The organism is Variovorax sp. N23, from assembly GCF_025486315.1.
GTDB lineage: Bacteria > Pseudomonadota > Gammaproteobacteria > Burkholderiales > Burkholderiaceae_C > Variovorax.
Genome location: NZ_JAOOPY010000005.1, coordinates 293986 through 318379 on the forward strand (window position 1 = coordinate 293986; position 24394 = coordinate 318379).

The 24394-nt window shown below is 66.5% G+C and carries 22 protein-coding genes; 1 reads left to right on the forward strand and 21 read right to left on the reverse strand.

The window, feature by feature from the left end:
• Positions 1-39: 39 nt before the first annotated feature.
• From N8A90_RS10510 to N8A90_RS10555, 10 genes are all read right to left on the reverse strand, one after another.
• Positions 40-1026, reverse strand: a complete 987-nt coding sequence (locus tag N8A90_RS10510; RefSeq protein ID WP_262074796.1) for a branched-chain amino acid ABC transporter permease — start codon at positions 1024-1026, stop codon at positions 40-42.
• Between the two features lie 10 nt (positions 1027-1036).
• A complete protein-coding gene (locus N8A90_RS10515) occupies positions 1037-1912 on the reverse strand; it encodes a branched-chain amino acid ABC transporter permease (RefSeq protein WP_262074797.1) in 876 nt (291 codons plus the stop codon).
• 77 nt (positions 1913-1989) lie between these two features.
• Positions 1990-3192, reverse strand: coding sequence for an ABC transporter substrate-binding protein (locus N8A90_RS10520; RefSeq protein ID WP_262074798.1), 1203 nt, complete (start codon positions 3190-3192; stop codon positions 1990-1992).
• Positions 3193-3253: 61 nt separating this feature from the next.
• Positions 3254-4450: an ABC transporter substrate-binding protein gene (locus tag N8A90_RS10525; protein WP_262074799.1), complete on the reverse strand. Its 1197-nt coding sequence runs from the start codon at positions 4448-4450 to the stop codon at positions 3254-3256.
• Positions 4451-4490: 40 nt separating this feature from the next.
• A complete protein-coding gene (locus N8A90_RS10530) occupies positions 4491-5201 on the reverse strand; it encodes an ABC transporter ATP-binding protein (RefSeq protein ID WP_262074800.1) in 711 nt (236 codons plus the stop codon).
• 88 nt (positions 5202-5289) lie between these two features.
• Entirely contained in the window at positions 5290-6060 is a 771-nt protein-coding gene (locus N8A90_RS10535) for an ABC transporter ATP-binding protein (RefSeq protein ID WP_262074801.1), read from the reverse strand.
• Positions 6061-6260: 200 nt separating this feature from the next.
• The gene (locus tag N8A90_RS10540) at positions 6261-7820 is read right to left on the reverse strand and encodes a DHA2 family efflux MFS transporter permease subunit (protein ID WP_262074802.1); all 1560 of its coding nucleotides are present in this window, start codon (positions 7818-7820) and stop codon (positions 6261-6263) included.
• 15 nt (positions 7821-7835) lie between these two features.
• The gene (locus N8A90_RS10545) at positions 7836-9182 is read right to left on the reverse strand and encodes an HlyD family efflux transporter periplasmic adaptor subunit (RefSeq protein ID WP_262074803.1); all 1347 of its coding nucleotides are present in this window, start codon (positions 9180-9182) and stop codon (positions 7836-7838) included.
• Between the two features lie 55 nt (positions 9183-9237).
• Complete coding sequence (locus N8A90_RS10550; RefSeq protein WP_262074804.1) at positions 9238-10710, reverse strand: efflux transporter outer membrane subunit; 1473 nt, start codon at positions 10708-10710, stop codon at positions 9238-9240.
• Positions 10707-11237 carry a MarR family winged helix-turn-helix transcriptional regulator gene (locus tag N8A90_RS10555; protein WP_262074805.1) on the reverse strand — a complete coding sequence of 177 codons (531 nt, stop codon included), beginning with the start codon at positions 11235-11237 and terminating at the stop codon, positions 10707-10709. Before N8A90_RS10555 ends, N8A90_RS10550 begins: the two co-directional genes overlap by 4 nt.
• 80 nt (positions 11238-11317) lie before the next feature.
• Between N8A90_RS10555 and N8A90_RS10560 the strand changes: the two genes are divergently transcribed.
• Positions 11318-13102 (forward strand): ABC transporter transmembrane domain-containing protein, encoded by a 1785-nt coding sequence (locus tag N8A90_RS10560; RefSeq protein ID WP_262074806.1) that lies wholly within the window; start codon positions 11318-11320, stop codon positions 13100-13102.
• Positions 13103-13144: 42 nt separating this feature from the next.
• On the opposite strand, the gene N8A90_RS10565 is transcribed toward N8A90_RS10560, so the two are convergent.
• From N8A90_RS10565 to nuoG, 11 genes are read right to left on the reverse strand one after another with little or no spacing between them, the layout of a single operon-like run.
• On the reverse strand, positions 13145-13591 hold the full coding sequence (locus tag N8A90_RS10565; protein ID WP_262074807.1) for a DUF1178 family protein: 447 nt from the start codon (positions 13589-13591) through the stop codon (positions 13145-13147).
• Positions 13592-13602: 11 nt separating this feature from the next.
• Positions 13603-14193: an NUDIX domain-containing protein gene (locus tag N8A90_RS10570; RefSeq protein ID WP_262074808.1), complete on the reverse strand. Its 591-nt coding sequence runs from the start codon at positions 14191-14193 to the stop codon at positions 13603-13605.
• 5 nt (positions 14194-14198) lie between these two features.
• Positions 14199-14507: a DUF2818 family protein gene (locus N8A90_RS10575; protein WP_262074809.1), complete on the reverse strand. Its 309-nt coding sequence runs from the start codon at positions 14505-14507 to the stop codon at positions 14199-14201.
• Between the two features lie 7 nt (positions 14508-14514).
• Entirely contained in the window at positions 14515-16002 is a 1488-nt protein-coding gene (nuoN, locus tag N8A90_RS10580; protein ID WP_262074810.1) for an NADH-quinone oxidoreductase subunit NuoN, read from the reverse strand.
• A 24-nt stretch (positions 16003-16026) separates the two neighbouring features.
• Positions 16027-17502, reverse strand: a complete 1476-nt coding sequence (locus N8A90_RS10585) for an NADH-quinone oxidoreductase subunit M (protein WP_262074811.1) — start codon at positions 17500-17502, stop codon at positions 16027-16029.
• Positions 17503-17527: 25 nt separating this feature from the next.
• Positions 17528-19579 (reverse strand): NADH-quinone oxidoreductase subunit L, encoded by a 2052-nt coding sequence (gene nuoL, locus N8A90_RS10590; RefSeq protein ID WP_262074812.1) that lies wholly within the window; start codon positions 19577-19579, stop codon positions 17528-17530.
• A 9-nt stretch (positions 19580-19588) separates the two neighbouring features.
• Positions 19589-19897 carry an NADH-quinone oxidoreductase subunit NuoK gene (gene nuoK, locus N8A90_RS10595; protein ID WP_262074813.1) on the reverse strand — a complete coding sequence of 103 codons (309 nt, stop codon included), beginning with the start codon at positions 19895-19897 and terminating at the stop codon, positions 19589-19591.
• Complete coding sequence (locus N8A90_RS10600; protein ID WP_262074814.1) at positions 19894-20559, reverse strand: NADH-quinone oxidoreductase subunit J; 666 nt, start codon at positions 20557-20559, stop codon at positions 19894-19896. Before N8A90_RS10600 ends, nuoK begins: the two co-directional genes overlap by 4 nt.
• 27 nt (positions 20560-20586) lie before the next feature.
• Positions 20587-21099 carry an NADH-quinone oxidoreductase subunit NuoI gene (gene nuoI / locus N8A90_RS10605; RefSeq protein ID WP_262074815.1) on the reverse strand — a complete coding sequence of 171 codons (513 nt, stop codon included), beginning with the start codon at positions 21097-21099 and terminating at the stop codon, positions 20587-20589.
• A gap of 15 nt (positions 21100-21114) precedes the next feature.
• Positions 21115-22191: an NADH-quinone oxidoreductase subunit NuoH gene (nuoH, locus tag N8A90_RS10610; RefSeq protein ID WP_262074816.1), complete on the reverse strand. Its 1077-nt coding sequence runs from the start codon at positions 22189-22191 to the stop codon at positions 21115-21117.
• On the reverse strand, positions 22188-24380 hold the full coding sequence (gene nuoG / locus N8A90_RS10615; RefSeq protein WP_262074817.1) for an NADH-quinone oxidoreductase subunit NuoG: 2193 nt from the start codon (positions 24378-24380) through the stop codon (positions 22188-22190). Before nuoG ends, nuoH begins: the two co-directional genes overlap by 4 nt.
• Positions 24381-24394: the final 14 nt, after the last annotated feature.

Genomic DNA, 24394 nt, shown 5'->3' on the forward strand with positions numbered 1-24394 from the left:
GCCATGATCGGCAGCGACTGCGGAGGAATCTGGGAGGCTTCAGGCGCGCTTGCCGCGCCGCCGCTCGATGAAGGCGATGATCTCGCCCATGATGCCCTTGCGGAAGGCCAGCACGCAGACCACGAAGATCAGGCCGGTGACCATGGTCACCGACTCGCCCAGCGTGTTGAACCAGTCGATGGTGGTGACGCGCGCCAGGAAGTTGCCCAGTTCGCCGATCTTGTTCTCCAGTAGCACCACGACCGCCGAACCGACGATCGGGCCCGACAGCGTGCCCAGCCCGCCCACCAGCGTCATCAAAATGACCTGGCCCGACGCCGTCCAGTGCACGTCGGACAGCGTGGCGAAGCCCAGCACCAGCGTCTTGAGCGAACCCGCCAGACCCGACAGCGCGGCCGAGATCACGAAGGCCAGCAGCTTGAAGCGGGCCACGTCGTAGCCCAGCGACAGCGCGCGCGGCTCGTTCTCCTTGATGCCCTTGAGCACCTGGCCGAAAGGCGAATGGATGGTGCGCACGATCAAGAGGAAGGCAGCGACGACGACGGCCAGCGCCACGTAGTACATCGTGAGGTCGTTCGACAGGTCGATCACGCCGAACAGCTTGCCGCGCGGCACGCCCTGCAGGCCGTCCTCGCCGCCGGTGAACTTGGCCTGCAGCGCGACGAAGAACATCATCTGCGCCAGCGCCAGCGTGATCATCGCGAAGTAGATGCCCTGCCGGCGAATGGCGAGCACGCCGAAGAGCCAGCCCATGAGCGCGCCCGCCAGCGTGCCGGCCAGCAGGCCGAGCTCGGGCGTCAGGCCCCAGACCTTCATCGCGTGGCCGGCCACGTAGGCCGAGCCGCCCAGGAAGGCCGCATGGCCGAAGGACAGCAGACCGGTGTAGCCCAGCAGCAGGTTGAAGGCCGAAGCGAACAGCGCGAAGCACATGAGCTTCATGACGAACACCGGGTACGCCCCGACGAAAGGTGCGACCAGCAATGCGACGAGCAGCAGCAGGTAGATGACGAGAGATAGCTTCTTCATACCGCGCTTCTTATTTCTCTTTGCCGAACAGGCCGGCCGGACGAATCAGCAACACGATCACCATGATCACGAACACGACGGTGGAGGAGGCCTCCGGATAGAACACCTTGGTGAGCCCTTCGACCACGCCCAGGCCCAGGCCGGTGAGGATGGCACCCATGATCGAGCCCATGCCGCCGATCACCACCACCGCGAACACCACGATGATGAGGTTCTGCCCCATCAGCGGCGACACCTGGATCACCGGCGCCGCCAGCACACCGGCGAAGGCGGCGAGCGCACAGCCGAAGGCATAGGTCAGCGTGATCATCAGCGGCACGTTGACGCCGAAGGCCTCGACCAGCCGCGGGTTCTCGGTGCCCGCGCGCAGGTAGGCGCCCAGCCGGGTCTTCTCGATGACATACCAGGTGGCAAAGCAGATCACCAGCGATGCGACCACCACCCAGGCGCGGTAGTTGGGCAGCACCATGAAGCCGAGGTCGGTGGCGCTGGAGAGCGCATCCGGCGCGTCGTAGGCCAGGCCCGAGACGCCATAGACCGAGCGAAACACGCCTTCGATCAGCAGCGTGAGGCCGAGCGTGAGCAGCAGGCCGTAGAGGTGGTCGAGCTTGTAGATCCAGCGCAGCAGCAGCCGCTCGATCAGCACGCCGAACAGGCCCACGATGACCGGTGCGGCCAGCAGCATCACCCAGTAGTTGATGCCGAAATACTCCATCGCCATCCAGCTGAGCACCGCCCCCAGCATGAACAGCGCCCCGTGGGCGAAGTTGATCACGTTGAGCAGACCGAAGATCACGGCCAGCCCCAGGCTCAGGATCGCGTAGAACGAGCCGTTGACCAGCCCCAGGAGGAGCTGGCTCAACAAGGCCGGCAGGGAGATATTCATGGAAGACGCTTCAACAACAACGATCGAGTTTCTGATTCAGCGGCGGGCGGCCGGCCCGCCCGCGCATGGGCCGCCGACTACTTCCAGAGCGTGCAGCGCGACTCGGCCTTGGTCGTGAAGACGTCCTCGCCCTTGAGCTTCTGCACCACCTTGTAGTAGTCCCACGGCTGCTTCGACTCGGCCGGCGACTTCACCTGCATCAGGTACATGTCATGCACGAAGCGGCCGTCGGGGCGCACGTAGCCCTTGGCGTAGAAGTCGTCGATCGGCGTCTTCTTGATGTACTCCATCACCTTGTCGGCGTCGGTCGTCTTGGCGGCCTGCAAGGCCTTCAGATAGGTCATGGTGGCCGAGTAGTCGGCCGCCTGGATGTCGGTGGGCATGCGCTTGGTCTTCTCGAAGAACTTCTTGCCGAAGGCGCGGGTCTTGTCGTCGAGGTTCCAGTCCCAGCTGGTGGTCAGCAGCAGGCCTTCGGTGTTCTTCAGGCCCAGGCTGTGGATGTCGGTGACGAACACCAGCAGGCCGACCATCTTCATCGACTTGGTGATGCCGAACTCGCGCGCCGATTTGATCGAATTGATGGTGTCGCCGCCGGCATTGGCCAGCGCCAGCACCTGCGCCTTCGAGTTCTGCGCCTGCAGCAGGAAGGACGAGAAATCCGAGGTGTTGAGCGGCGTCCTGACCGCGCCCACCACCGTGCCGCCCTTCTCTTTGACGACCTTGCTCGCATCGGCTTCGAGCGCATGGCCGAAGGCGTAGTCGGCCGTCAGGAAGAACCAGCTCTTGTCGCCGCGCGCGATCACCGCAGCGCCGGTGCCCTTGGCGAGCGCCACGGTGTCGTAGGCGTAGTGCACCGTGTACGGGGTGCACTGCTCGTTGGTGAGCGCCGAGCTGCCGGCGCCGTTGACCATGAAGACCCGCTTCTTCTCCTGCGCCACCTTGGCCATGGCCAGGCCGGTGCCGGAACTGGTGCCGCCGAAGAGCATCGTCAGGCCCTGCGTGTCGATCCACTCGCGCGCCTTCGACGCCGCGATGTCCGCCTTGTTCTGGTGGTCGGCCGTGAGCAGCTCGATCGGCATGCCGTTGACCTTGCCGCCGAAGTCGTCGATGGCCATCTGGATGGCCAGCGCGCCGTTCTTGCCTTCCACGTCGGCGTACAGGCTCGACATGTCGGTGATGAAGCCGATCTTGACCTTGTCGGTGGCCTGGGCCTGTGCCGCGGAGGCACCGATGAGGCCGGCGGCGAGTGTGCAGACGGTGGCGATGAGGGTGCGTTTCATGGTGTCTCCTGGATGAATGGGGTGCGGTCGATGCGGGGTTCGGGTCGTCGTGGCGGGCGGATCATTTCCAGAGGGCGCACTTGGTCTCGGCCTTGGTCGTGAAGACCTGCTCGCCCGGCAGCTTGGCCACGACCTTCAGGTAATCCCACGGCTTCTTCGACTCGGCGGGCGACTTCGCCTCGACCAGGTACATCTCGTGGATGAAGCTGCCGTCGGCGCGGATCTGGCCCTTGCCGTAGAAGTCGTCGATCTTCATGCTCTTGAGCTGCGCCATCACCTTGTCCGAGTCGGTGGTCTTGGCGGCGGCCACCGCCTTCAGGTAGGTCGTCGTGGCCGAGTAGTCGGCCGCCTGCACGTCGGTCGGCATGCGCTTGGTCTTCTCGAAGAAACGGTTGGCGAACTTGCGCGTGTCGTCGTTCAGGTCCCAGTACCAGCTGGTGGTGTGCAGCAGGCCTTCGGTGTTCTTCAGGCCCAGGCTGTGGATGTCGCTCAGGAACACCAGCAGGCCAGCCGTCTTCATCGTCTTGTTGATGCCGAACTCCTTCGACGCCTTCACCGCGTTGATGAAGTCGCCGCCGGCGTTGGCCAGGCCCAGGATCTGGGCCTTGGAGTTCTGTGCCTGCAGCAGGAAGGACGAGAAGTCCGATGCATTCAGCGGATGCCGCACGGCGCCGACCACGGTGCCACCCTTGGCCTTGATGACCTTCGAGGTGTCGGCCTCCAGTGCGTGGCCGAAGGCGTAGTCGGCGGTCAGGAAGAACCAGCTCTTGCCGCCCTTGTCGACCACCGCGCCACCCGTGCCCTTGGCCAGCGCCACGGTGTCGTAGGCGTAGTGCACGGTGTAGGGGCTGCATTGCTCGTTGGTCAGGGCCGAGGTGCCCGCGCCATTGTTGAAGTAGACGCGCTTCTTCTCCTGCGCCACCTTGGCGGTGGCCAGCGCGGTGCCGGAGTTGGTCCCGCCGAAGACCATCGTGACACCGGCGGTGTCGATCCACTCGCGCGCCTTCGACGCCGCCACGTCGGCCTTGTTCTGGTGGTCGGCCGTGAGCAGCTCGATCGGCTGCCCGAGGACTTTTCCGCCGAAGTCCTCGATCGCCATCTGGATCGCGGTGATGCCGCCTTTGCCTTCCAGGTCGGCGTAGAGGCTGGACAGGTCGGTGACGAAGCCGATCGTGACCTTCTCCTGGGCCTGCACCCCGGTGGTCGCCAGAAGCAGCGATGCAGTTGCCAGGCCGATGGCACTCAGTTTTCTTTTCATGGTCTTGTCTCCGTGTCGTTGTCGTGAAGAAAGCGGGCCGTCAGACGCCGAGCAGCTCGTTGAGCACCGGCATCTTCGCGTCGAGTTCCGACGCACCGAAGGTCTCGACGATGCGGCCGTGCTCCATCACGTAGAAGCGGTCGGCCAGCGGTGCGGCGAAGCGGAAGTTCTGCTCGACCATGACCACCGTGTAACCCTTGCCGCGCAGCATGGTGATCATCCGGGCCAGCGCCTGCACGATGACGGGAGCGAGCCCTTCGGAGATCTCGTCGAGCAGCAGCAGCTTGGCGCCGGTGCGAAGGATGCGCGCCACGGCCAGCATCTGCTGCTCGCCGCCCGACAAGCGCGTGCCCTGGCTGTGGCGACGCTCTGCCAGGTTGGGGAACATGGCATAGATCTCGTCGATCGACATGCCCGGCCCCATGCCCTTGAGCGCAGGCGGCAGCAGCAGGTTCTCTTCGGCCGACAGGCTCGCGAAGATGCCGCGTTCCTCGGGGCAATAACCCAGGCCCAGGTGCGCGATGCGGTGCGTCGCCATGACGATGGTCTCGACGCCGTTGACCTGGATGCTGCCCTTGCGCGCACCCACGAGGCCCATGATGGCGCGCATGGTGGTCGTGCGGCCGGCACCGTTGCGGCCCAGCAGCGTGACGACTTCGCCGGGCTGCACGACCATGTCGACGCCGTGCAGCACATGCGATTCGCCGTACCAGGCCTGGAGTCCCTGGATTTGAAGTGCAGGTGCCGACATCAGTGTGCCTCCCGCCGGGCCGCCCCAAGGGAGGCACGCGCCCCCTCGGGGGGCAGCGAACTACACGAAGTGAGGAGCGTGGGGGTCATCAATGCGCTCCCTGCAGTTGGCCGTCGGTCGTGCCCATGTAGGCCTCCATCACTTGCGGGTTCCTGGAGACCTCGGCATACGGCCCTTCGGCCAGCACCGCGCCGCGCTGCAATACCGTGATCGTGTCGGCGATGGTCGACACCACGCTCATGTTGTGTTCGACCATGAGGATGGTGCGGCCGACCGAGACGCGCTTGATGAGTTCGGCCACGCGGTGCACGTCTTCGTGGCCCATGCCTTGCGTGGGCTCGTCGAGCAGCATCAGTTCGGGCTCCATCGCCAGCGTGGTCGCGATCTCGAGCGCCCGCTTGCGGCCATAGGGCAGGTTCACCGTGAGCTCGTCGGCGAGGTCTTCGAGCCCGACCTCGGCCAGCAGTGCACGGGCACGGATGTCGAGCGGCTTGAGCGACCGCTCGCTCTTCCAGAAGTGGTACGAGGTGCCGAGCGCGCGCTGCAGGCCCAGGCGCACGTTCTCGAGCAGCGTGAGATGCGGGAACACCGCCGAGATCTGGAACGAGCGGATGATGCCGCGCCGCGCGATCTGCGCCGGGCGTTCGCCCGTGATGTCCTGGCCGTTGAACAGGATGGCGCCCGAGGTGGGCTCGAGGAATTTCGTCAGCAGGTTGAAGCAGGTCGTCTTGCCCGCGCCGTTGGGGCCGATGAGCGCATGGATCGACCCGCGCACGACGTTCAGGTCGACCTGGCTGACCGCGGTGAAGCCCTTGAATTCCTTGGTGAGCTGGCGCGTTTCGAGAATGATGTCGCTCATCTCGCGCGGGGGGCCGTGGGCTGAGGGGAAAGGTCGGTCATGCGTTGCGTCTGTTCGCGCCCACCTTGAGCGCGTCCGCATTGTTGGCGACCCCCTCCCCCGTGCCTACTGGGGCAAATGCCTATGCTGCACTGCAACCTGCGCGCGTTGTGGGCGGGCCGCCGTCAGGGCCGCGTCAGCGCTCGCCGCCCGGCACCTTCTCAGTGCGCGCCCGCTGCGGCATCCGAACCCGCACCGCCCATCTGCGGACGTGCCAGCCAGACCAGCGGGATCAGGAAGATGAACAGCACGGCCGACGCATAGAACACGTCGTTCGATGCCAGCATGAACGCCTGCTGGTCAATCAGGCGATTGATCTGCGCGAGCACCTGGTCGGCGCTCAGGCCGCTGTTGCTCAGGCTGTTCATCGTCGCCATCGCCGTCGCGTTGCCCGGGTTGATCGACTCCGCGAGCTGCGCGTGGTGCACGGTCGCGCGGTTGTCCCACACGGTCGTGACGACCGACGTCCCGATGGCACCGGCCGTGATGCGCAGGAAGTTCGACAGCCCCGACGCCGCCGGAATGCGGTCCGGCGTGAGGCCCGACAAGGTGAGCGTCACCAGCGGGATGAAGAAGAACGCCATCGCGATGCCCTGGATGATCGTCGGGATCATGATGGTGCCGATGTCGGCCTGCGTGTTGAAGTTGGAGCGCATCCACAGCACCAGCGCGAACACGAGGAAGGAAAAGGTCGCGTAGCGACGCGGGTCGACCTTGGCCACCGTCATCCCCACGATCGGCGACAGCACGATCGCGAACGCACCGACCGGCGCCAGCACCATCCCGGCCTGCGTCGCGGTGTAGCCCATGTACTGCTGCAGCCACAGCGGCATCAGCACGAGGTTGCCGAAGAACAGCCCGTAGGCCACCGCGGTCGCCACCGCGCCCGACCAGAAATTGCGTCGCCGGAAGAGCGACAGGTCGACCACCGGGTGCTCGTCCGTCAGCTCCCAGATGATGAAGAAGGCGAAGCCCACCACCGCCACCACGGCCATCGTCACGATCGCCGGCGAGTGGAACCAGTCGAGCTCCTTGCCCTTGTCGAGCATCAGCTGCATCGCGCCGACCCAGAGCACCAGCAACGCCAGGCCGACACCGTCGATCGGCAGGCGCTTGATCTGGCTGTCGCGCTTGCGGTAGATCGACCAGGTGATGCCCGCGGCCAGGATGCCCACCGGGATGTTGATGTAGAAGATCCACGGCCAGGAGACGTTGTCGGTGATCCAGCCGCCCAGCAGCGGCCCCATCACCGGCGCGACCAGCGTCGTCATGGCCCACATCGCCATCGCCGTCCCGGCCAGCGCGCGCGGGTAGCTCGCCAGCAGCAGCGTCTGCGACAGCGGGATCATCGGCCCCGCGACGAAGCCCTGCACGGCGCGGAACAGGATCAGCGTGGTCATGTTCGGCGCCAGGCCGCACAGCCAGGAGCTGATCACGAACAGCAGGATGCTGAGCAGGAACAGGCGCACCTGCCCGAAGCGCTGCGTGAGCCAGCCGGTGAGCGGCACGGCGATGGCGTTCGCCACGGCGAAGCTCGTGATGACCCAGGTGCCCTGTGTCGAGCTGACGCCGAGGTCGCCCGAAATGGCGGGCAGCGAGACGTTCGCGATCGACGTGTCGAGCACGTTCATGAAGGTCGCGGCAGACAGCGCGATCGTCCCGAGAATGCGCGCCGACCCTTCCAGTGGCGGATGAGCGACGGGTGCGGCGGTGGTGGCCATGGGGCGGCGTGCCGATCAGCCGCGCGCGGCCTGGTGCATGGCCAGCGTGGCGCCACGCCCATTCTGCGCGGCCGGGTGCAGGCTCGATGGCGGCGTGCCTTCTGCCGGCGTCGCGGCTGCGCCCTGCGGCTTCACGGGGCGACCGAGATTGGCCGCGATGATGCGGGCAACATCGGCATCCGCCTCGGCGTCCCGATCGACGTCGGCATACACCTGCGTCTGTGCGAAGGCGGTGCTGCGCGGCGCATCGGCCAGCGCCTTGCCGGCCTTGTCGGTCACATCGACTTCGGCATCCATCGACAGGCCGACGCGCAGCGGGCTGGCCTTGAGCTGCTCGGCGTCGAGCGCGATGCGCACCGGCACACGCTGCACCACCTTGATCCAGTTGCCGGTGGCGTTCTGCGCCGGCAGCAGCGCGAAGGCGGCACCGGTGCCCACGCCCAGGCCAGCCACCTTGCCGTCGTACTCGATCTTCTTGCCGTACAGGTCGGCCGTGAGCTTCACGGGCTGACCGATGCGGATGTTGCGCAGCTGGACTTCCTTGAAGTTGGCGTCGACCCACAGCTGGTTGAGCGGCACGATCGACATCATCGGCGTGCCCGCGGCCACACGCTGGCCCAACTGCACGGTGCGCTTGGCGACGTAGCCGTCGACCGGTGCCGGCAGCGCGACGCGCTGCACCGCGAGCCACGACTCGCGCACCTTGGCCGCGGCCGCCAGCACGTTCGGGTGCTGCTCGACGCTGGTGCCTTCGGTCAGCGACTGGTTGCTGGCGAGCTGCTCCCGGGCCGACGCGACGCCGGCCTGGGCGGCGGCGAGCGCGCTCTTCGCGTTGGCCAGCGCCGTCTCGGAATGGTTGAGCTCTTCCTTCGACACCGCGCCGTTGCCGGTGAGCGCCTGGCGGCGCCTGAGGTCGTCCTGCGCGCGGACGATGTCGCTCTGCGCCCTCGCGATGTCGGCCTGCTTGAGCGTCACCTGCGCGGCCAGCGAGCCGTTGTTGGCGTAGAGCGTGCGCACCTGGCGCACGGCCTGGCCCAGCGCGGCTTCGGACTGGGCGAGCGCGAGCCGGGCGTCGGCCGGGTCGAGCTGCACCAGCGGCTGGCCGGCCTTCACGAAGTCGGTGTCGTCGGCCATGATCGACAGCACGGTGCCGGTGACCTGCGGCGTGATCTGGATGACGTTGCCCTGCACGTAGGCGTTGTCGGTGTCCTCGTAGTGGCTGGCCACCAGCCATTCGTAGAGGCCCCAGCCACCGCCGGCGACGACGACCACCGCGGCCAGCGCGGTGAGCGCGCGGCGGCGCTTCGGGTTGCCGGCCTTCGCGGCCGGGGCGGGAGCGGCGGGTGCGTTGTTGTTGTCCATGTCAGTGTCCTTCGAGTTCAGGCGTTGGGTGGCGCGCGGTCAGCGCGCCCGTGTTTCAGTGGGCCGCGGCGGTCTTGCCCGTGGCGGCGACCGCGACGGGCGGCTGCCATCCGCCGCCGAGCGCGCGCGCCAGGCCCACCTGGGTGTCGAGCACACGCGCCGCGAGGTCGACCGCCTGGCGGCGTTGCGCCAGCACGGTCGATTCGGCGGTCAGCACGTTGAGGTAGTTGCCGAGGCCGGCGCGGTAGCGCTGCACGGCGATCTCGTAGGCGCCTTCGGCGGCGGCCTGCGCCTCGCGCTGCTGCGCCTGCTGGCGTGCCACCGATTGCGCGCTGCTCACCTGGTCGGCCGCGTCGCGTACCGCGTCGAGCACGCTGGCGTTGTAGCTCTCGATCGCGGCATCGAGGTCGGCCGCCTTGCCGCGCAGGTTGGCGCGCAGCCGTCCGCCCTCGAAGATCGGCAGGCGGACGGCCGGGCCAACGCCCCACTGCGCGCTGTTCGACTTCAGGAGGTTGTCGAAGCCCAGGCTCTGCAGGCCGACGAAGGCCGTGAGGTTGACGTTCGGATAGAACAGCGTCTTCGCACCGGCCACGTCGCCGGTGGCGGCCTCCACGCGCCAGCGCGCCGCAGCGATGTCGGCGCGCCGCCCGAGCAGGTCGGCCGGGATGTTCGGCTGCAGTGCAACGGCGTGCAGCGACGCCAGGCTGGGCGGGGTCAGCGCCTTGGTGGCGTCGGGGCGGGCCACCAAGGCGTCGAGGGCGTGCTGCGCGATCGCGATCTGCTCGTCGAGCGCCTCGATCTGCTGGCGCGCCTCGGGCAGGCCGCCTTCGCTCTGGCGCAGCTCCAGGCGCGTGTCGAGGCCGGCCGACACGCGGTCGCGCACCAGCTGCAGCGTCTCGTCGCGCTGCGCGAGCGTGCGCTTCGCGACGGCGAGCTGATCGTTCAGGCGCGCCCACTGGATGTAGCCGCGCGCCACATTGCTGGCGAGCAGGATGCGCGCGGCATCGACCTCCGCCGCCGCCGCATTGGAAGAACCCAGGGCGCTGTCGAGCGCCGCGCGGTTCTTGCCGAAGAAGTCGATCTCCCAGCTGCCGTTGAGCTGCAGCGTGCCCACCTCTTGAATGGAGCCGGCGAGCGGTGCCGGGTAGATGTAGTTGCTGCTGAACTTCTGGCGGGTGGCGTCGAGCGAACCGTTCAGTTGCGGCCGGTCGGCCGATTCGGCCGTGGCGATGGCGGCCTGCGCACGCGACAGCCGCGCCCGTGCCACCGCGATGTTCGGACTGCCGGCCAGCGCCTCGTCGACCAGCGCATCGAGTTGCGCATCGCCGAAGCCCGCCCACCAGCGCGCATCGACCGCACTGAGGCCGGTGCTGAACGGTGCGGCCTTCAGGCCCAGCGAATCGGCATCGCGCAGCTTGGACTGCGATGCGATGCCCGACATGTCGGCGCAGCCGGCGAGCAGCACGAGAACGGCCGTGGCGACGGGAAACGCAACGCCGCGACGGAACACGGACAGGGAACGGGTCATTTCTTTTCTCCACGGGCCGCCAGGGCCTGTGCGTTGTCGAGGATGCGGCGCAGGTAGCTCTTGAGCTGCTCCCACTCGGCGTCGCTGAAGCCCGCGAGGTGCTCGTTCTGCACCCGGCTCAGGATCTCGGGCACCTGCAGGGCGGCCGCCCGGCCCTCGTCGGTCAGTTCGATGTTGACGACGCGGCGGTCTTCCAGCGAACGCACGCGACGGCACAGGCCCTTGGCCTCGAGCCGGTCGAGCAGCCGCGTCATCGCGCCGGCGTCCAGCAGGCATTCGCGCGCGAGTTCGGCCACGGTGGTGGCGGCCCCCACCTCCAGCTTGTGCAATGGAATCCATTGCGGATAGGTCGGGCCGTCCGGATCGGAAATCTGGCAATCCACAGCCTGCCCGACCGCGGTCATGATGCGCCGCATCAGGTAGCCGACGCTCTCCTCGGACCGGTAGGTGGCCGCCGAATAGAAGTTCGGCACGGCCAGCGGCGTCGCGCCGGCATCGGAGTTCTCGGGACGGATGGGATCGTTCATGGGGACGCGATATTATTTGCTTAGGCAATTACTGTCAAGGCTACCTTTGCAAAGGCAATCGGTCAGTAGAATCGGCACCCATGGCCGTCTCCGCTTCCCGCTCGCCTGCAAAAGGCTCTCCGAAATCCCTGTCGGGCCTGCTCCCCTTTCTCCGGCCGTACCGCTGGCAGATCGCACTCGCGGCTGTTTTTCTGGTGGCGGCAGCCGGCGCCACGCTGGTGTTCCCGCTGGCGCTGCGTCGGCTGATCGACGGCGGACTGGTGACCACCGACCGCGGCGCGCAGACGATGGCGCTGCGCGACCACTTCTTCGCCCTCTTCGGCGTGGCCGTGGCGCTCGGCCTGTTCTCGGCGGCGCGCTTCTACACGGTGAGCTGGCTCGGCGAGCGCATCACGGCCAACCTGCGCAATGCGGTCTATGCGCACGTGCTGCGCCAGAGCCCGCAGTTCTTCGAGACGACGCAGACCGGCGAGGTGCTGTCGCGCCTCACGGCCGACACGACGCTGGTACAGACGGTGGTGGGCTCGTCGCTGAGCATGGGACTGCGCAATGCGGTGATGGGCATCGGCGCGCTGGGGATGCTGGTGTGGACCAACCCCTACGTCATGGGCCAGGTGCTGGGCGTGCTGGTGCTGGTGGTGCTGCCGAGCATGTGGTTCGGCCGCCGCGTGCGCAAGCTGTCGCGCGCCAGCCAGGACCGCGTGGCCGACTCGAGCGCCATCGCGGCCGAGGTGCTGAACGCCATTCCGGTGGTGCAGAGCTACACGGCGGAGGCGCGCGAAGCGGCCCGCTTCGACGCCTCGACCGACAACGCCTTCCACACCGCCGTGCGCCGCGCCAAGGCGCGCTCGGTGCTGGTCGCCTTCATCATCATCGCGACCTCGGCCGCGCTGCTGTGGGGCCTGTACCAGGGCACGCAGGCGGTGCTGCAGGGCACGATCACCGCGGGCCACCTGGGCGAGACGGTGGTGTACGTGATCATCCTGGCCGGCGCGGCTGCCGTGCTGGGCGAGGTCTACGGCGACCTGCTGCGTGCCGCCGGCGCCACCGAGCGGCTGATGGAACTGCTGCACGCCCGCTCGGCCATCGCCTCGCCGGCGCGCCCGGTCGCGGCCCCGGTACCGCCGGCCGGCAGCAGCGTCGGCTTCGACGCGGTGACCTTCCACTACCCCTCGCGGCCGCTCACGCCCGCGCTGCGCGACTTCAGTCTGCAGGTGGCGCCCGGCGAAACGGTGGCGCTGGTGGGCGCGAGCGGCGCCGGCAAGAGCACGGTGTTCCAGCTGCTGCTGCGCTACTACGACCCCGGCACCGGCCGCATCGTGCTCGACGGCGCGCCGCTGGACAGCCTCGCGCTCGAGGACCTGCGCCACCGCATCGGCCTGGTGCCGCAGGATGCGGTCATCTTCTCGGCCAGCGCCTTCGAGAACATCCGCTACGGCCGGCCCGAAGCCAGCCCGGACGAGGTGTACGCCGCCGCGCGGGCGGCCTACGCCGACGACTTCCTGAAGGCCCTGCCCGAGGGCTACGACACCTTCCTGGGCGAGCGTGGCGTGCGGCTGTCGGGCGGTCAGCGCCAGCGCATCGCGATCGCGCGGGCGATGCTCAAGAACCCGCCGCTGCTGCTGCTCGACGAAGCCACCAGCGCGCTCGACGCCGAGAGCGAGCGCATGGTGCAGGCGGCACTGGAGTCGGCCATGACCGGCCGGACCACTCTGGTGATCGCGCACCGGCTGGCGACCGTTCAGAAGGCCGACCGCATCGTCGTGCTCGACCACGGCGCCATCGTCGAACAGGGCACGCACGCCACGCTGGTGGCACAGGGCGGCGCCTATGCGCGGCTGGCCGCGCTGCAGTTCACGGCCTGAGTTCGCGCGGCGGGGTCGCGCTGCGAGCGCCCAACGCTGACGCTACTGCAGCGTTTCCTTGAGCGCCGCGGGCAGCGGCAACGGCAGCACCGGGATGCCCTCGTCGAGCAAGGCCTCGGTCTGCTCGCGCGTGGCCTGGCCACGGATGCCGCGTTCAGCGGTCTCACCGTAATGCATGCGACGCGCTTCGTCCGCAAAGCGGTCGCCGACGTCTTCGGTCTTCGCCATCACCTCGCGCACGGCGCGCATCCAGCGCGCCTCGGGTGAATCCGGGGTGGTCACGGCGTTGGCCGGTGCCGACGGGATGTCGGGCGCCCTCGCACCGCTCAGGTTGAGGCGCGGTGCGGACAGCAGCTTGGCAACGGACGTGTCACCGCAGATCGGGCATGCGACCAGCCCGGCCGCGCGCTGTTCCTCGAAGGCATCGTGGGAGGCGAACCAGCCCTCGAAGGCATGGCCGTGCCGGCATTGGAGGTCGAGAACCTTCATGCCGGCGATTATCAGCCGCCGTTCGCGGCGGGCAGGGTCTGCCAGTCGAGCGTCCACACGCCCGACAGGACGTTCTGCAGCCAGAGCATGCAGCTGTGCGTCTTGGCGTCGGTCACGCGGCCGTCGCGGCAGCCGTCGAACAGCTCCTGCGGCGTCGCCGTGAACACGTCGACGAACTCGCCGTGGTCGAGCTGGCGATCGCCGAGCGTGAGCCCGCGGGCGAAGAAGATGTGGATGATCTCCGTGGAGTAGCCGACCGCCAGATGCATCAGGCCCGCATAGGCCCACTCGCGGGCGGTGTAGCCGGTTTCTTCCAGCAGCTCGCGCTGGCCGCAGACCAGCGGCGACTCGCCCGCGTCGAGCTTGCCGGCCGGGAACTCGGTCATCACCTGCCCCACCGGGTAGCGGTACTGCCGCTCGAGCACGAGCCGGCCGTCGTCGAGCAGCGGCACCACCACGACGGCGCCAGGGTGGATCACGTACTCGCGCGTGGCCGTATGGCCGTCGGGCAGGCGCACGGTGTCGCGCTTGGCGTGGAGGAAATTGCCCTCGAAGAGCGATTCGCTCGCGATGCCCTCTTCCTTTAGATGCGCTTCGTCCATGGGGGTCAGTTCCGGTGTTTGAGCAGGTAGCGCCAGGTGAAACCGGGAAAGGCCAGCACGATGAAGAGTGCGCCGGTGATGGCGTAGAACTCCCAGCCCTGGGGCGCGATCTGCCCGACCCGGCGCTCGAACAGCAGCCCGATGCCGCCGACGATGAAATAGAGCAGCACCAGTTCCGCCAGCCGGATCGCCAGCGACTTCCTGCCGCCGGTGCCGACGGGCACCAGCGCGAGCAATCGCTCGTTCAGGAACGGCAGGTTCGCCGCCACCAGGGCCAGCAGCAGGACCAGCCAGACGGAGGCACTTTGCGACACGCCGTCGTCAGTTCGCCAGCGTGGCCACGATGGCCTGGGCGCACAGCGTCATCAGGCCGCCGGGCACGATGCCGAGGATGAGGATCAGCGCGCCGTTGACCGTCAGCACGGCACGCACGTCGCGCGGTGCCGACACGGTCGTCGCCGTGACGGGCGCATCGAAGTACATGACCTTCACGATGCGCAGGTAGTAGAAGGCGCCGATCAGCGACATGATCACCGCGAACACGGCCAGGCCGATGTAGATGGCCTGTCCCGACGCGATCAGCGCCTGCAGCACGGCCAGCTTGGCGTAGAAGCCGACCAGCGGCGGCAGGCCGGCCAGCGAGAACATCGCGATGGCCATCACGCCGGCGTACAGCGGGCTGCGCTGGTTGAGGCCGGCCAGGTCGGTGATCTCTTCGCTCTCGAAACCCTCGCGCGCCAGCAGCAGGATGATGCCGAAGCTCGCCAGCGTGGTCAGCACGTAGGTCACGACGTAGAACATCGAGGCGCTGTACGCGAACTGCGCGTTGTAGGTGCTGCCGTTGACCACGCCCGCCACCAGACCCAGCAGCATGAAGCCCATCTGCGAGATGGTCGAGTAGGCCAGCATGCGCTTGAGGTTGGTCTGCGCGATGGCGGCCAGGTTGCCCACCAGCAGCGACGCGACGGCCAGCACCGCCAGCATCTGCTGCCAGTCGATGGCCAGCGGCAGCAGGCCTTCCACCAGCAGGCGGATGATGATCGCGAAGGCGGCCAGCTCGGGCGCGGCGCCGATCAGCAGCGTGATCGCCGTCGGCGCGCCCTGGTAGACGTCGGGCACCCACATGTGGAACGGCGCGGCGCCGACCTTGAAAGCCAGGCCGGCGACGATGAAGACCAGGCCGAACACCAGCACCTGATGGTTCACCTTGCGGCTCGCGATGGCCTTGAACACCTCGTTGACGTCGAGCGAACCGGTGGCGCCGTACATCATCGACAGGCCGTACAGCAGAAAACCGCTGGCCATGGCGCCGAGCACGAAGTACTTCATGGCGGCTTCGCTGGCGGTCGCGTTGTCTCGGCGCAGCGCCACCAGGGCGTAGCTGGAGAGCGTGAGCAGTTCCAGGCCCAGGTAGATCAACAGGAAGTTGCTGCCCGAGATCATCACGAAGCCGCCCAGCAGCGAGAACATGCTGAGCGTGAACATCTCGCCGCCGCGCAGCATGCCGCGGTCGGCCGCGTAGGGACGGCCGTAGACCAGCGTCACCATCAGCGCCACGGTGGCAAAGCACTTGAGCCAGTTGCCCATCGGGTCGCTCACGACCATGCCGTGGAAGCCGTAGAACGTGTGGCCGTTGTAGGCGTTGAGGCCGGTCAGCGCCGCCACCACCGCCAGCGTGAGCAGCGTCAGGATGTAGGTGCGGGTGCGGCGTGCACCGGTCGTCGACAAATCCACCAGGGCAATGATGCAGGTCATGACCAGCAGCACCACTTCGGGGTAGATCGCCATCCAGCTGAGTTTGTCAATCATCTCGTTCTCTTGTCAGCGTGGATTTCAGGGAAGCTTGGACGCGGCGACGTGCTGCAACAGGTTGCTCACGGAAGCGTCCATCACATCGGTGAAGGGCTTCGGAGCCAGGCCCATCCACAGCACGGCGATGGCCAGCAGCGACAGCATCAGGAACTCACGGGCATTGATGTCCTTGAGTTCCTTCACATGGTCGTTGCCCACCGGACCCAGGTAGACCCGCTTGTACATCCACAGCGTGTAGGCCGCGCCGAAGATCAGCGCGGTGGCCGCACCGAAGCCGACCCAGAAGTTGGCCTTGACCGCCCCGAGGATCACCATCCACTCGCCCACGAAGCCGGCAGTGCCCGGCAGGCCGCAATTGGCCATGGCGAACAGCAGCGCGAAGGCGGCGAACTTGGGCATGGTGTTGACCACGCCGCCGTAGTCGGCGATCTGGCGCGAGTGCACGCGGTCGTACAGCACGCCGATGCCCAGGAACATGGCCGCCGAGACGAAGCCGTGCGCGATCATCTGCACGATGCCGCCCGAGACGCCCAGCTCGTTGAAGATGAAGAAGCCGAGCGTGACGAAGCCCATGTGGGCGATCGACGAGTACGCCACCAGCTTCTTCATGTCCTTCTGCACCAGGGCGACCAGGCCGACGTAGATCACGGCGATGAGCGACAGGCCGATCATCAGCCAGGCCCATTCGCGCGAAGCGTCCGGCGCGATCGGCATCGAGAAGCGCAGGAAACCGTAAGTGCCCAACTTCAGCATGATCGCGGCCAGCACCGCCGAGCCGCCGGTGGGCGCCTCGACGTGCACGTCGGGCAGCCAGGTGTGGAACGGGAACATCGGCACCTTCACGGCGAAGGCCGCGAAGAAGGCGAAGAACAGGAAGCTCTGCGCACCGCTGGCCAGCGGCAGCCGGTGCCAGGTCAGGATGTCGAAGCTGCCGCCCGACTTGTTGTACAGGTAGATCAGCGCGACCAGCATGAGCAGCGAGCCAAGCAGCGTATACAGGAAGAACTTGAAGGCGGCGTAGATCTTGTTCGGGCCGCCCCAGATGCCGATGATGAGGTACATCGGGATCAGCGTGGCTTCGAAGAAGACGTAGAACAGGATGCCGTCGAGCGCCGAGAAGACGCCGACCATCAGCCCCGACAGGATCAGGAAGGCACCGAAGTACTGGCTGACGCGCTCGGTGATCACCTCCCACGCCGAGATCACGACGATCACGGTGATGAAGGCGGTCAGCAGCACCATCCACAGCGACAGACCGTCGATGCCGACGTGGTAGCTCACGTTGAAGCGCTGGATCCAGCTTTGCTTCTCGACGAACTGCATCGCTGCGGTGCCGAGCTGGAAACGCGTGTACAGCGGAATCGTGACCAGGAAGCTCACGATGGAACCGACCAGCGCGATCCAGCGGACCATGCTGGCACGGTCGTCACGGCCGATGGCCAGGAGCAGGACGCCGAAGGCGATCGGCACCCAGATGGCAAGGCTCAACAAACCCATTTTTCTTTTTCTCCAGCGCGCACGCTTACTTGTTGAACCAGACGAAGTACGTCATGAGCACGAAGATGCCCAACAGCATCGCGAAGGCGTAGTGGTAGATGTAGCCCGACTGCATCCATCGCACCACACCGGCGATGCGGCCGATCAGCTTCCACGAGCCGTTCACCACGGCACCGTCGATCAGGGCCTGGTCGCCACCCTTCCAGAAGGCGGTGCCGAGCGCACGGGCGCCGCGCGCCACGATGTTCTCGTTGATCCAGTCGAGGTAGTACTTGTTCTCGAGCAGGCGGTAGACCGGGCCACAAGCGCGCTTGATCGCCGCCGGCAAGGCCGGGTTGATCATGTACATGTAGTAAGCGACCACGACGCCGGCGAGTGCCAGCCAGAACGGCATGGTCGTCAGACCGTGCTGCGCCATGGCCCAGGGGCCGTGGAAGGCGGCCTTCATCTCTTCCATCGCGGGATGCTTCTCCAGATTGAAGAAGATCGCGTCCTTGAAGAAGTCGCCGTAGAGCATCGGCTGGATCGTCATGAAGCCGATCACGACCGACGGGATCGCCAGCAGCACCAGCGGCAGCCAGACGACCCAGGGCGACTCATGCGGCTTGTGGGCATCGTGACCATGGCCGTGATCGTCGTGGCCGTGCGCATGCGCATCGTCGTGGTGGTCGTCGTGGTGAGCGTCCGGGTTCTGGTCGTAGCGCTCCTTGCCGTGGAATACCAGGAAGTACAGACGGAACGAATAGAAGGCCGTGATGAACACGCCGGCGAGCACCGCGAAGTACGCAAAGCCCGAGCCCCAGAGATGGCTCTCGTGCACCGCTTCGATGATGCTGTCCTTCGAGTAGAAGCCGGCGAAGAGCGGCGTACCGATCAAGGCGAGCGAGCCCAGGACGAAGGTGATCCAGGTGATCGGCATGTACTTGCGCACGCCGCCCATCCAGCGGATGTCCTGGTTGTGGTGCATGCCGATGATCACCGAGCCGGCCCCCAGGAACAGCAGCGCCTTGAAGAAGGCGTGCGTCATCAGGTGGAACACCGCGACCGAATACGCCGACGCGCCGAGCGCCACCGTCATGTAGCCGAGCTGCGAGAGCGTCGAGTACGCGATCACGCGCTTGATGTCGTTCTGGATGATGCCCAGGAAACCCATGAACAGCGCCGTGATGGCACCGATCACGAGGATGAAGCTCAGGGCCGTGTCGCTCAGCTCGAACAGCGGCGACATGCGCGCCACCATGAAGATGCCGGCCGTCACCATGGTCGCTGCGTGGATCAGCGCCGAGATGGGGGTCGGGCCTTCCATCGAGTCGGGCAGCCACACGTGCAGCGGGAACTGCGCGCTCTTGCCCATCGCGCCGATGAACAGGCAGATGCAGATCACGGTCACGAGCATCCACTCGGTGCCCGGGAACGTCAGCTTGGCCAGGTCGTCGGCCTTGGCGAAGGCTTCGCCGTAGTTCAGCGTGCCGGCGTAGGCCGCGATCAGGCCGATGCCCAGGATGAAGCCGAAGTCACCGACGCGGTTGACCAGGAAGGCCTTCATGTTCGCGAAGATCGCGGTCGGCTTGTTGAACCAGAAGCCGATCAGCAGGTACGACACCAGGCCCACCGCTTCCCAGCCGAAGAACAGCTGGAGCATGTTGTTGCTCATCACGAGCATCAGCATCGAGAAGGTGAACAGCGAGATGTACGAGAAGAAGCGGTTGTAGCCCTCGTCTTCTTCCATGTAGCCGATCGTGTAGATGTGGACCATCAGCGACACGAAGGTCACGACGCACATCATCATGGCGGTGAGGCCGTCGACCAGGAAGCCGACTTCCATCTTCAGGCCGCCGACGATCATCCATTCGTACAGCGTGGCGTTGAAGCGCGCACCGTCGACGATGACGCTGCGCAGCGTCATGGCGGAGATGATGAAGGCGATCAGCACGCCCAGGATGGTCAGCGAATGCGTGACCTTGCGGCCGATGTGGTTGCCGCCGAACTTCGTGCCGAACAGGCCGGCCAGTGCGGCACCGACCAGCGGCGCCATGGGGACCGCCAGCAGCGTGGATGCGGAGAGTGTTGCGCTCATGAGAAAGCCTTATCCCTTGAGCGTGTTGAGCTCGTCGACATTGATGCTCGACTTGTTGCGGAACAGCAGCACCAGCAGCGCCAGGCCGATGGCCGACTCGGCCGCGGCCACCGTCAGGATGAAGAACACGAAGATCTGGCCGTGCATGTCACCCAGGTAGTGGGAGAAGGCGACGAAATTCATGTTGACTGCCAGCAGCATCAGTTCGATGCACATCAGCAGCACGATCAGGTTCTTGCGGTTCAGGAAGATGCCGATGACCGACATCGCGAACAGCATCGCGCCGAGCGACAGGTAATGTGAGAGGGTCAGTGTCATGCCTTCTTCTCCGGTGCGGCGGCGGGTGCGACAGGTGCGGGCTCGGCCGGCGGAGGCGGCGGTGCCGCACGCGTGACGTCGAGCTTCACGAGGTGCATGCGATCGCGTGCCTTCACGTGAATCTGGTCGCTCACGTCGATGAACTTGGTGTCCTTGCGTTGCCGCAGCGTGAGCGCGATGGCCGCGATCATGGCCACCACCAGAATCACGGCGGCGATCTGCACGGGGTACAGGTATTCGGTGTACAGCAGGATGCCCAGCGCCTTGGTGTTGGAACCACCCTGCGTCATGGCCGCCTGCGCCGCGGCGGGCATCTCTCGGAAGCCGCCCATCAGTACGTAGGCCATCTCGAGCGCGATCACCACGCCGACCAGCGCGGCCAGCGGAAAGTGCTTCCAGAAGCCCTGTCGCAGGCTGTCCATGTTCAGGTCGAGCATCATCACGACGAACAGGAAGAGCACCATCACCGCGCCCAGGTAGACCAGCACCAGCACGATGGCCAGGAACTCGGCCTGCAGCAGCAGCCAGACGGCCGATGCCTGCGAGAACGCGAGCATCAGGTAGAGCACGGCGTGCACGGGGTTGCGCGCCGTGATGACTCGGAAGGCCGCGAACAGCAGCACCAACGAGAACAGATAGAAGAAGCCAGTCTTGACGTCCATGGAATTTTTCTTTGCGGGCGTCTGCCGTTAACGGTATTTCGCGTCGGCTGCCTTGTTGGCAGCGATCTCTTTTTCGTAGCGGTCGCCGACAGCCAGGAGCATTTCCTTGGTGAAGTACAGGTCGCCCCGCTTTTCACCGTGGTACTCGAGGATGTGCGTCTCGACGATCGAGTCGACCGGGCAGCTCTCTTCGCAGAAGCCGCAGAAGATGCATTTGGTCAGGTCGATGTCGTAGCGGGTGGTACGGCGCGAGCCGTCGTCGCGCACGTCGGATTCGATGGTGATCGCCACCGCCGGGCACACGGCCTCGCACAGCTTGCAGGCGATGCAGCGCTCTTCGCCGTTGTCGTAACGGCGCAGGGCGTGCAGGCCGCGGAAGCGCGGCGACAGCGGGGTTTTTTCCTCCGGGAACTGGACCGTGATCTTGCGGCGGAACGCGTAGCGCCCCGTCAGGACCATGCCCTTGAGGAGCTCCGTGAGCATGAAGCTCTTGAGGAAGTCCTTCACCGAGAAGGTGGAAGCAGCAACAGCTGAAGACATCGTGGGGTTCTCCGCTTAGTTCCAGATGTTCCAGGGCGTCTGCATCCAGCCCCCGACCACCAGCAGCCACACCAGGGTGACCGGAATGAAGATCTTCCAGCCCAGACGCATGATCTGGTCATAACGGAAGCGCGGGAAGGTGCCGCGGATCCAGATGAACAGCGTGAGCACGAAGAAGGTCTTCAGGCCCAGCCAGATCCAGCCCGGGATGAAATCGAGGAAGCCGATCGGCGACAGCCAGCCGCCCAGGAACATGAGCGCGGCCAGGATCGACACGAGCCACATGCTGGCGTATTCGGCCAGGAAGAAGATCGCGAAGCCCATGCCCGAGTACTCGACCATGTGGCCGGCCACGATTTCCGCTTCGCCCTCAACCACGTCGAAGGGGTGGCGGTTGGTCTCGGCCACGCCGGAGATCACGTAGACCACGAAGATCGGCAGCAGCGGCAGCCAGTTCCACGACAGGAAGCCCAGGCCCATGTTGACGCCCATGCCCTTGCCCTGCGAAGCGACCACGTCGCCCAGGTGCAGGCTGCCCGTCACCATGATGACAACGACCAGACAGAAGCCCATGGCGATTTCGTAGCTCACCATCTGGGCCGACGCGCGCAGCGCGCCCAGGAAGGCGTACTTCGAGTTCGATGCCCAGCCGGCGATGATCACGCCGTACACCTCGATCGAGGTGATCGCCATGATCAGCAGCAGGCCGGCGTTGACGTTCGCGAGGATCGCTTCAGGGCCGAAGGGAATCGCGACCCAGGCGGCCAGCGCCGGCATGATCGCCATGATCGGGCCGAGGCGGAACAGCCCGGGCGACGCGGCGGTGGGGTTGATCAGCTCCTTGGTCAGCAGCTTCAGCGCGTCGGCGATGGGCTGCAGCAGGCCGAACGGGCCCACGCGGTTGGGGCCGTGGCGGACCTGGATCCAGCCCAGGAACTTGCGCTCCCACAGCGTCGCATAGGCCACGGCGCCGAGCAGCGGCAGCAGCACGCAGATGATCTTGATCAGCGCCCAGAGCACCGGCCAGCCGCCGGCGGTCCACCAGGTCGCGCCGATGAGGCCGTGGCCGAAACCGTAGATGGAATCGATCATGCCGTCACCTCGTCGAGCACCGGGTGCTGACCGGGCCACACCCCCAGCGCCGCATGCGCGGCACCGCGCGCGTCGGCGGTGAGCTGCAGCGAGGTAGCGCGGCGCGTGAGGCCGTCCAACTGATAGATCGACGCCGTGACCGGCGCCGCCGCATCGGCGACCGCCTTCGACAGGTCGACATCCGCGGGAGCGGCGTTCGACAGCCGGTCGGCGGCGATGTGCGTGGCGCCGGCATCGGCCCCACGCACCGACGCCAGCACGTCCTGGGCGGTTTCGAAATCGAAGTTCGACAGGCCGAGCATGTTGCCCAGCACGCGCAGCACCTTCCAGGCCGGACGGGCCTCGCCGCGCGGCTTGACCACGGCATGGAAACTCTGGATGCGGCCTTCGGCATTGACGAAGGTGCCCGGCGTTTCACTGAACGGCGCGATCGGCAGCAGCACATCGCTGATGGCGAGGTTCGCCTTGAAGGGACTCAGGGTCACGACCATCTGTGCATGCTCGAGGCCGGCCGCCGCACGGGCGCCGGCAGCCGAGTCGAATTCGGGTTCGTTGTTGAGCAGCAGCACGGCCTTCAGGCCGCCCGACAGCATCTGGCCGGCGTTCAGGCCATTCGCGCCGGGCAGTGCGTTCGCCCACTGGGCGCCGACCGTGTTGGCAGCCTCGGTAAGGTAGCCGACGCTGGCGCCGGTCTGTTCGCCGATCCACTGCGCGAGCGCCAGCAGGCGCGACGCGTCGGCATGGTGGGCTGCGGCGTTGCCAAGCAGGATCGCCTTGCGTTCACCACCCAGCAGCGATTGCGCGAAGGCCTTGGCCTCGTCGCTCGCGCTGCCTTGGACGGGCGCCGAAACGCCCTTCTCTGCCCCGATGGCGGTGGCCACGTCGGCCAGGGCCTGCGCCCAGCCGCTGGCAGCCACGGTCGTCACGCCGGCCAGGGCCATGGCCCACGCGTCCCGCGATGGCAACTCGTTCGACGAGGCAATCACGCTCACGGCGGCGCCCTTGCGGGTCGCCTGGCGGATGCGCTGCGCGAACAGCGGATGGTCCTTGCGCAGGTTCGAGCCCACGACCAGCACGCGCTGCAGATTCGACAGCGACGCGATCGAGGTGCCGAGCCAGCGGATGCCGCCGGCCGGCGTGAAGTCGGCACTGCGCAGGCGATAGTCGATGTTCTCGCTGCCCAGGCCGCGCACCAGCGCACCGGCCAGGGCCAGCTCTTCGACCGTGCTGTGCGGGCTGACCAGCGCGCCGATGGCAGACGCGCCATGGTCGGTCTTGATCTGGCGCAGGCCGTTGGCCACGTATTCGAGGGCGGTCTGCCAGTCGACGGCCTGCCATTGGCCGCCCTGCTTGAGCATGGGCTGCGTCAGACGCTCGTCGCTGTTGAGCGCTTCGTAGGAGAAGCGGTCGCGGTCGGCGATCCAGCATTCGTTGACGTCTTCGTTCTCCAGCGGAACGACGCGCATCACCTGGTTGTTCTTGACCTGGACGATCAGGTTGGCACCGGTCGAGTCATGCGGGCTGACCGACTTGCGGCGCGACAGCTCCCAGGTGCGGGCGCTGTAGCGGAAGGGCTTGCTGGTGAGCGCGCCGACCGGGCAGATGTCGATCATGTTGCCCGAGAGCTCGGAGTCGACGGTCTCGCCGAGCACGGTGGTGATCTCGGAGTGCTCGCCGCGGTGGATCATGCCGAGCTCCATCACACCGGCCACTTCCTGGCCGAAGCGGACGCAGCGCGTGCAGTGGATGCAGCGACTCATCTCTTCCATGCTGATGAGCGGGCCCACGTCCTTGTGGAACACCACGCGCTTCTCTTCCTCGTAGCGCGAGGACGAGCCGCCGTAGCCCACGGCCAGATCCTGCAGCTGGCATTCGCCGCCCTGATCGCAGATCGGGCAGTCCAGCGGGTGGTTGATGAGCAGGAACTCCATCACCGACTGCTGGGCCTTGATGGCCTTATCGCTCTTGGTTCGGACGATCATGCCCTGGGTCACGGGCGTGGCGCAGGCCGGCATCGGCTTGGGCGCCTTTTCCACGTCGACCAGGCACATGCGGCAGTTGGCCGCGATGCTGAGTTTCTTGTGATAGCAGAAGTGCGGGATGTACGTGCCCGCCTTGTCGGCGGCATGCATGATCATGCTGCCTTCGACGATGTCGACCTTCTTGCCGTCGAGTTCGATTTCAACCATATGTGTTGCGTTTT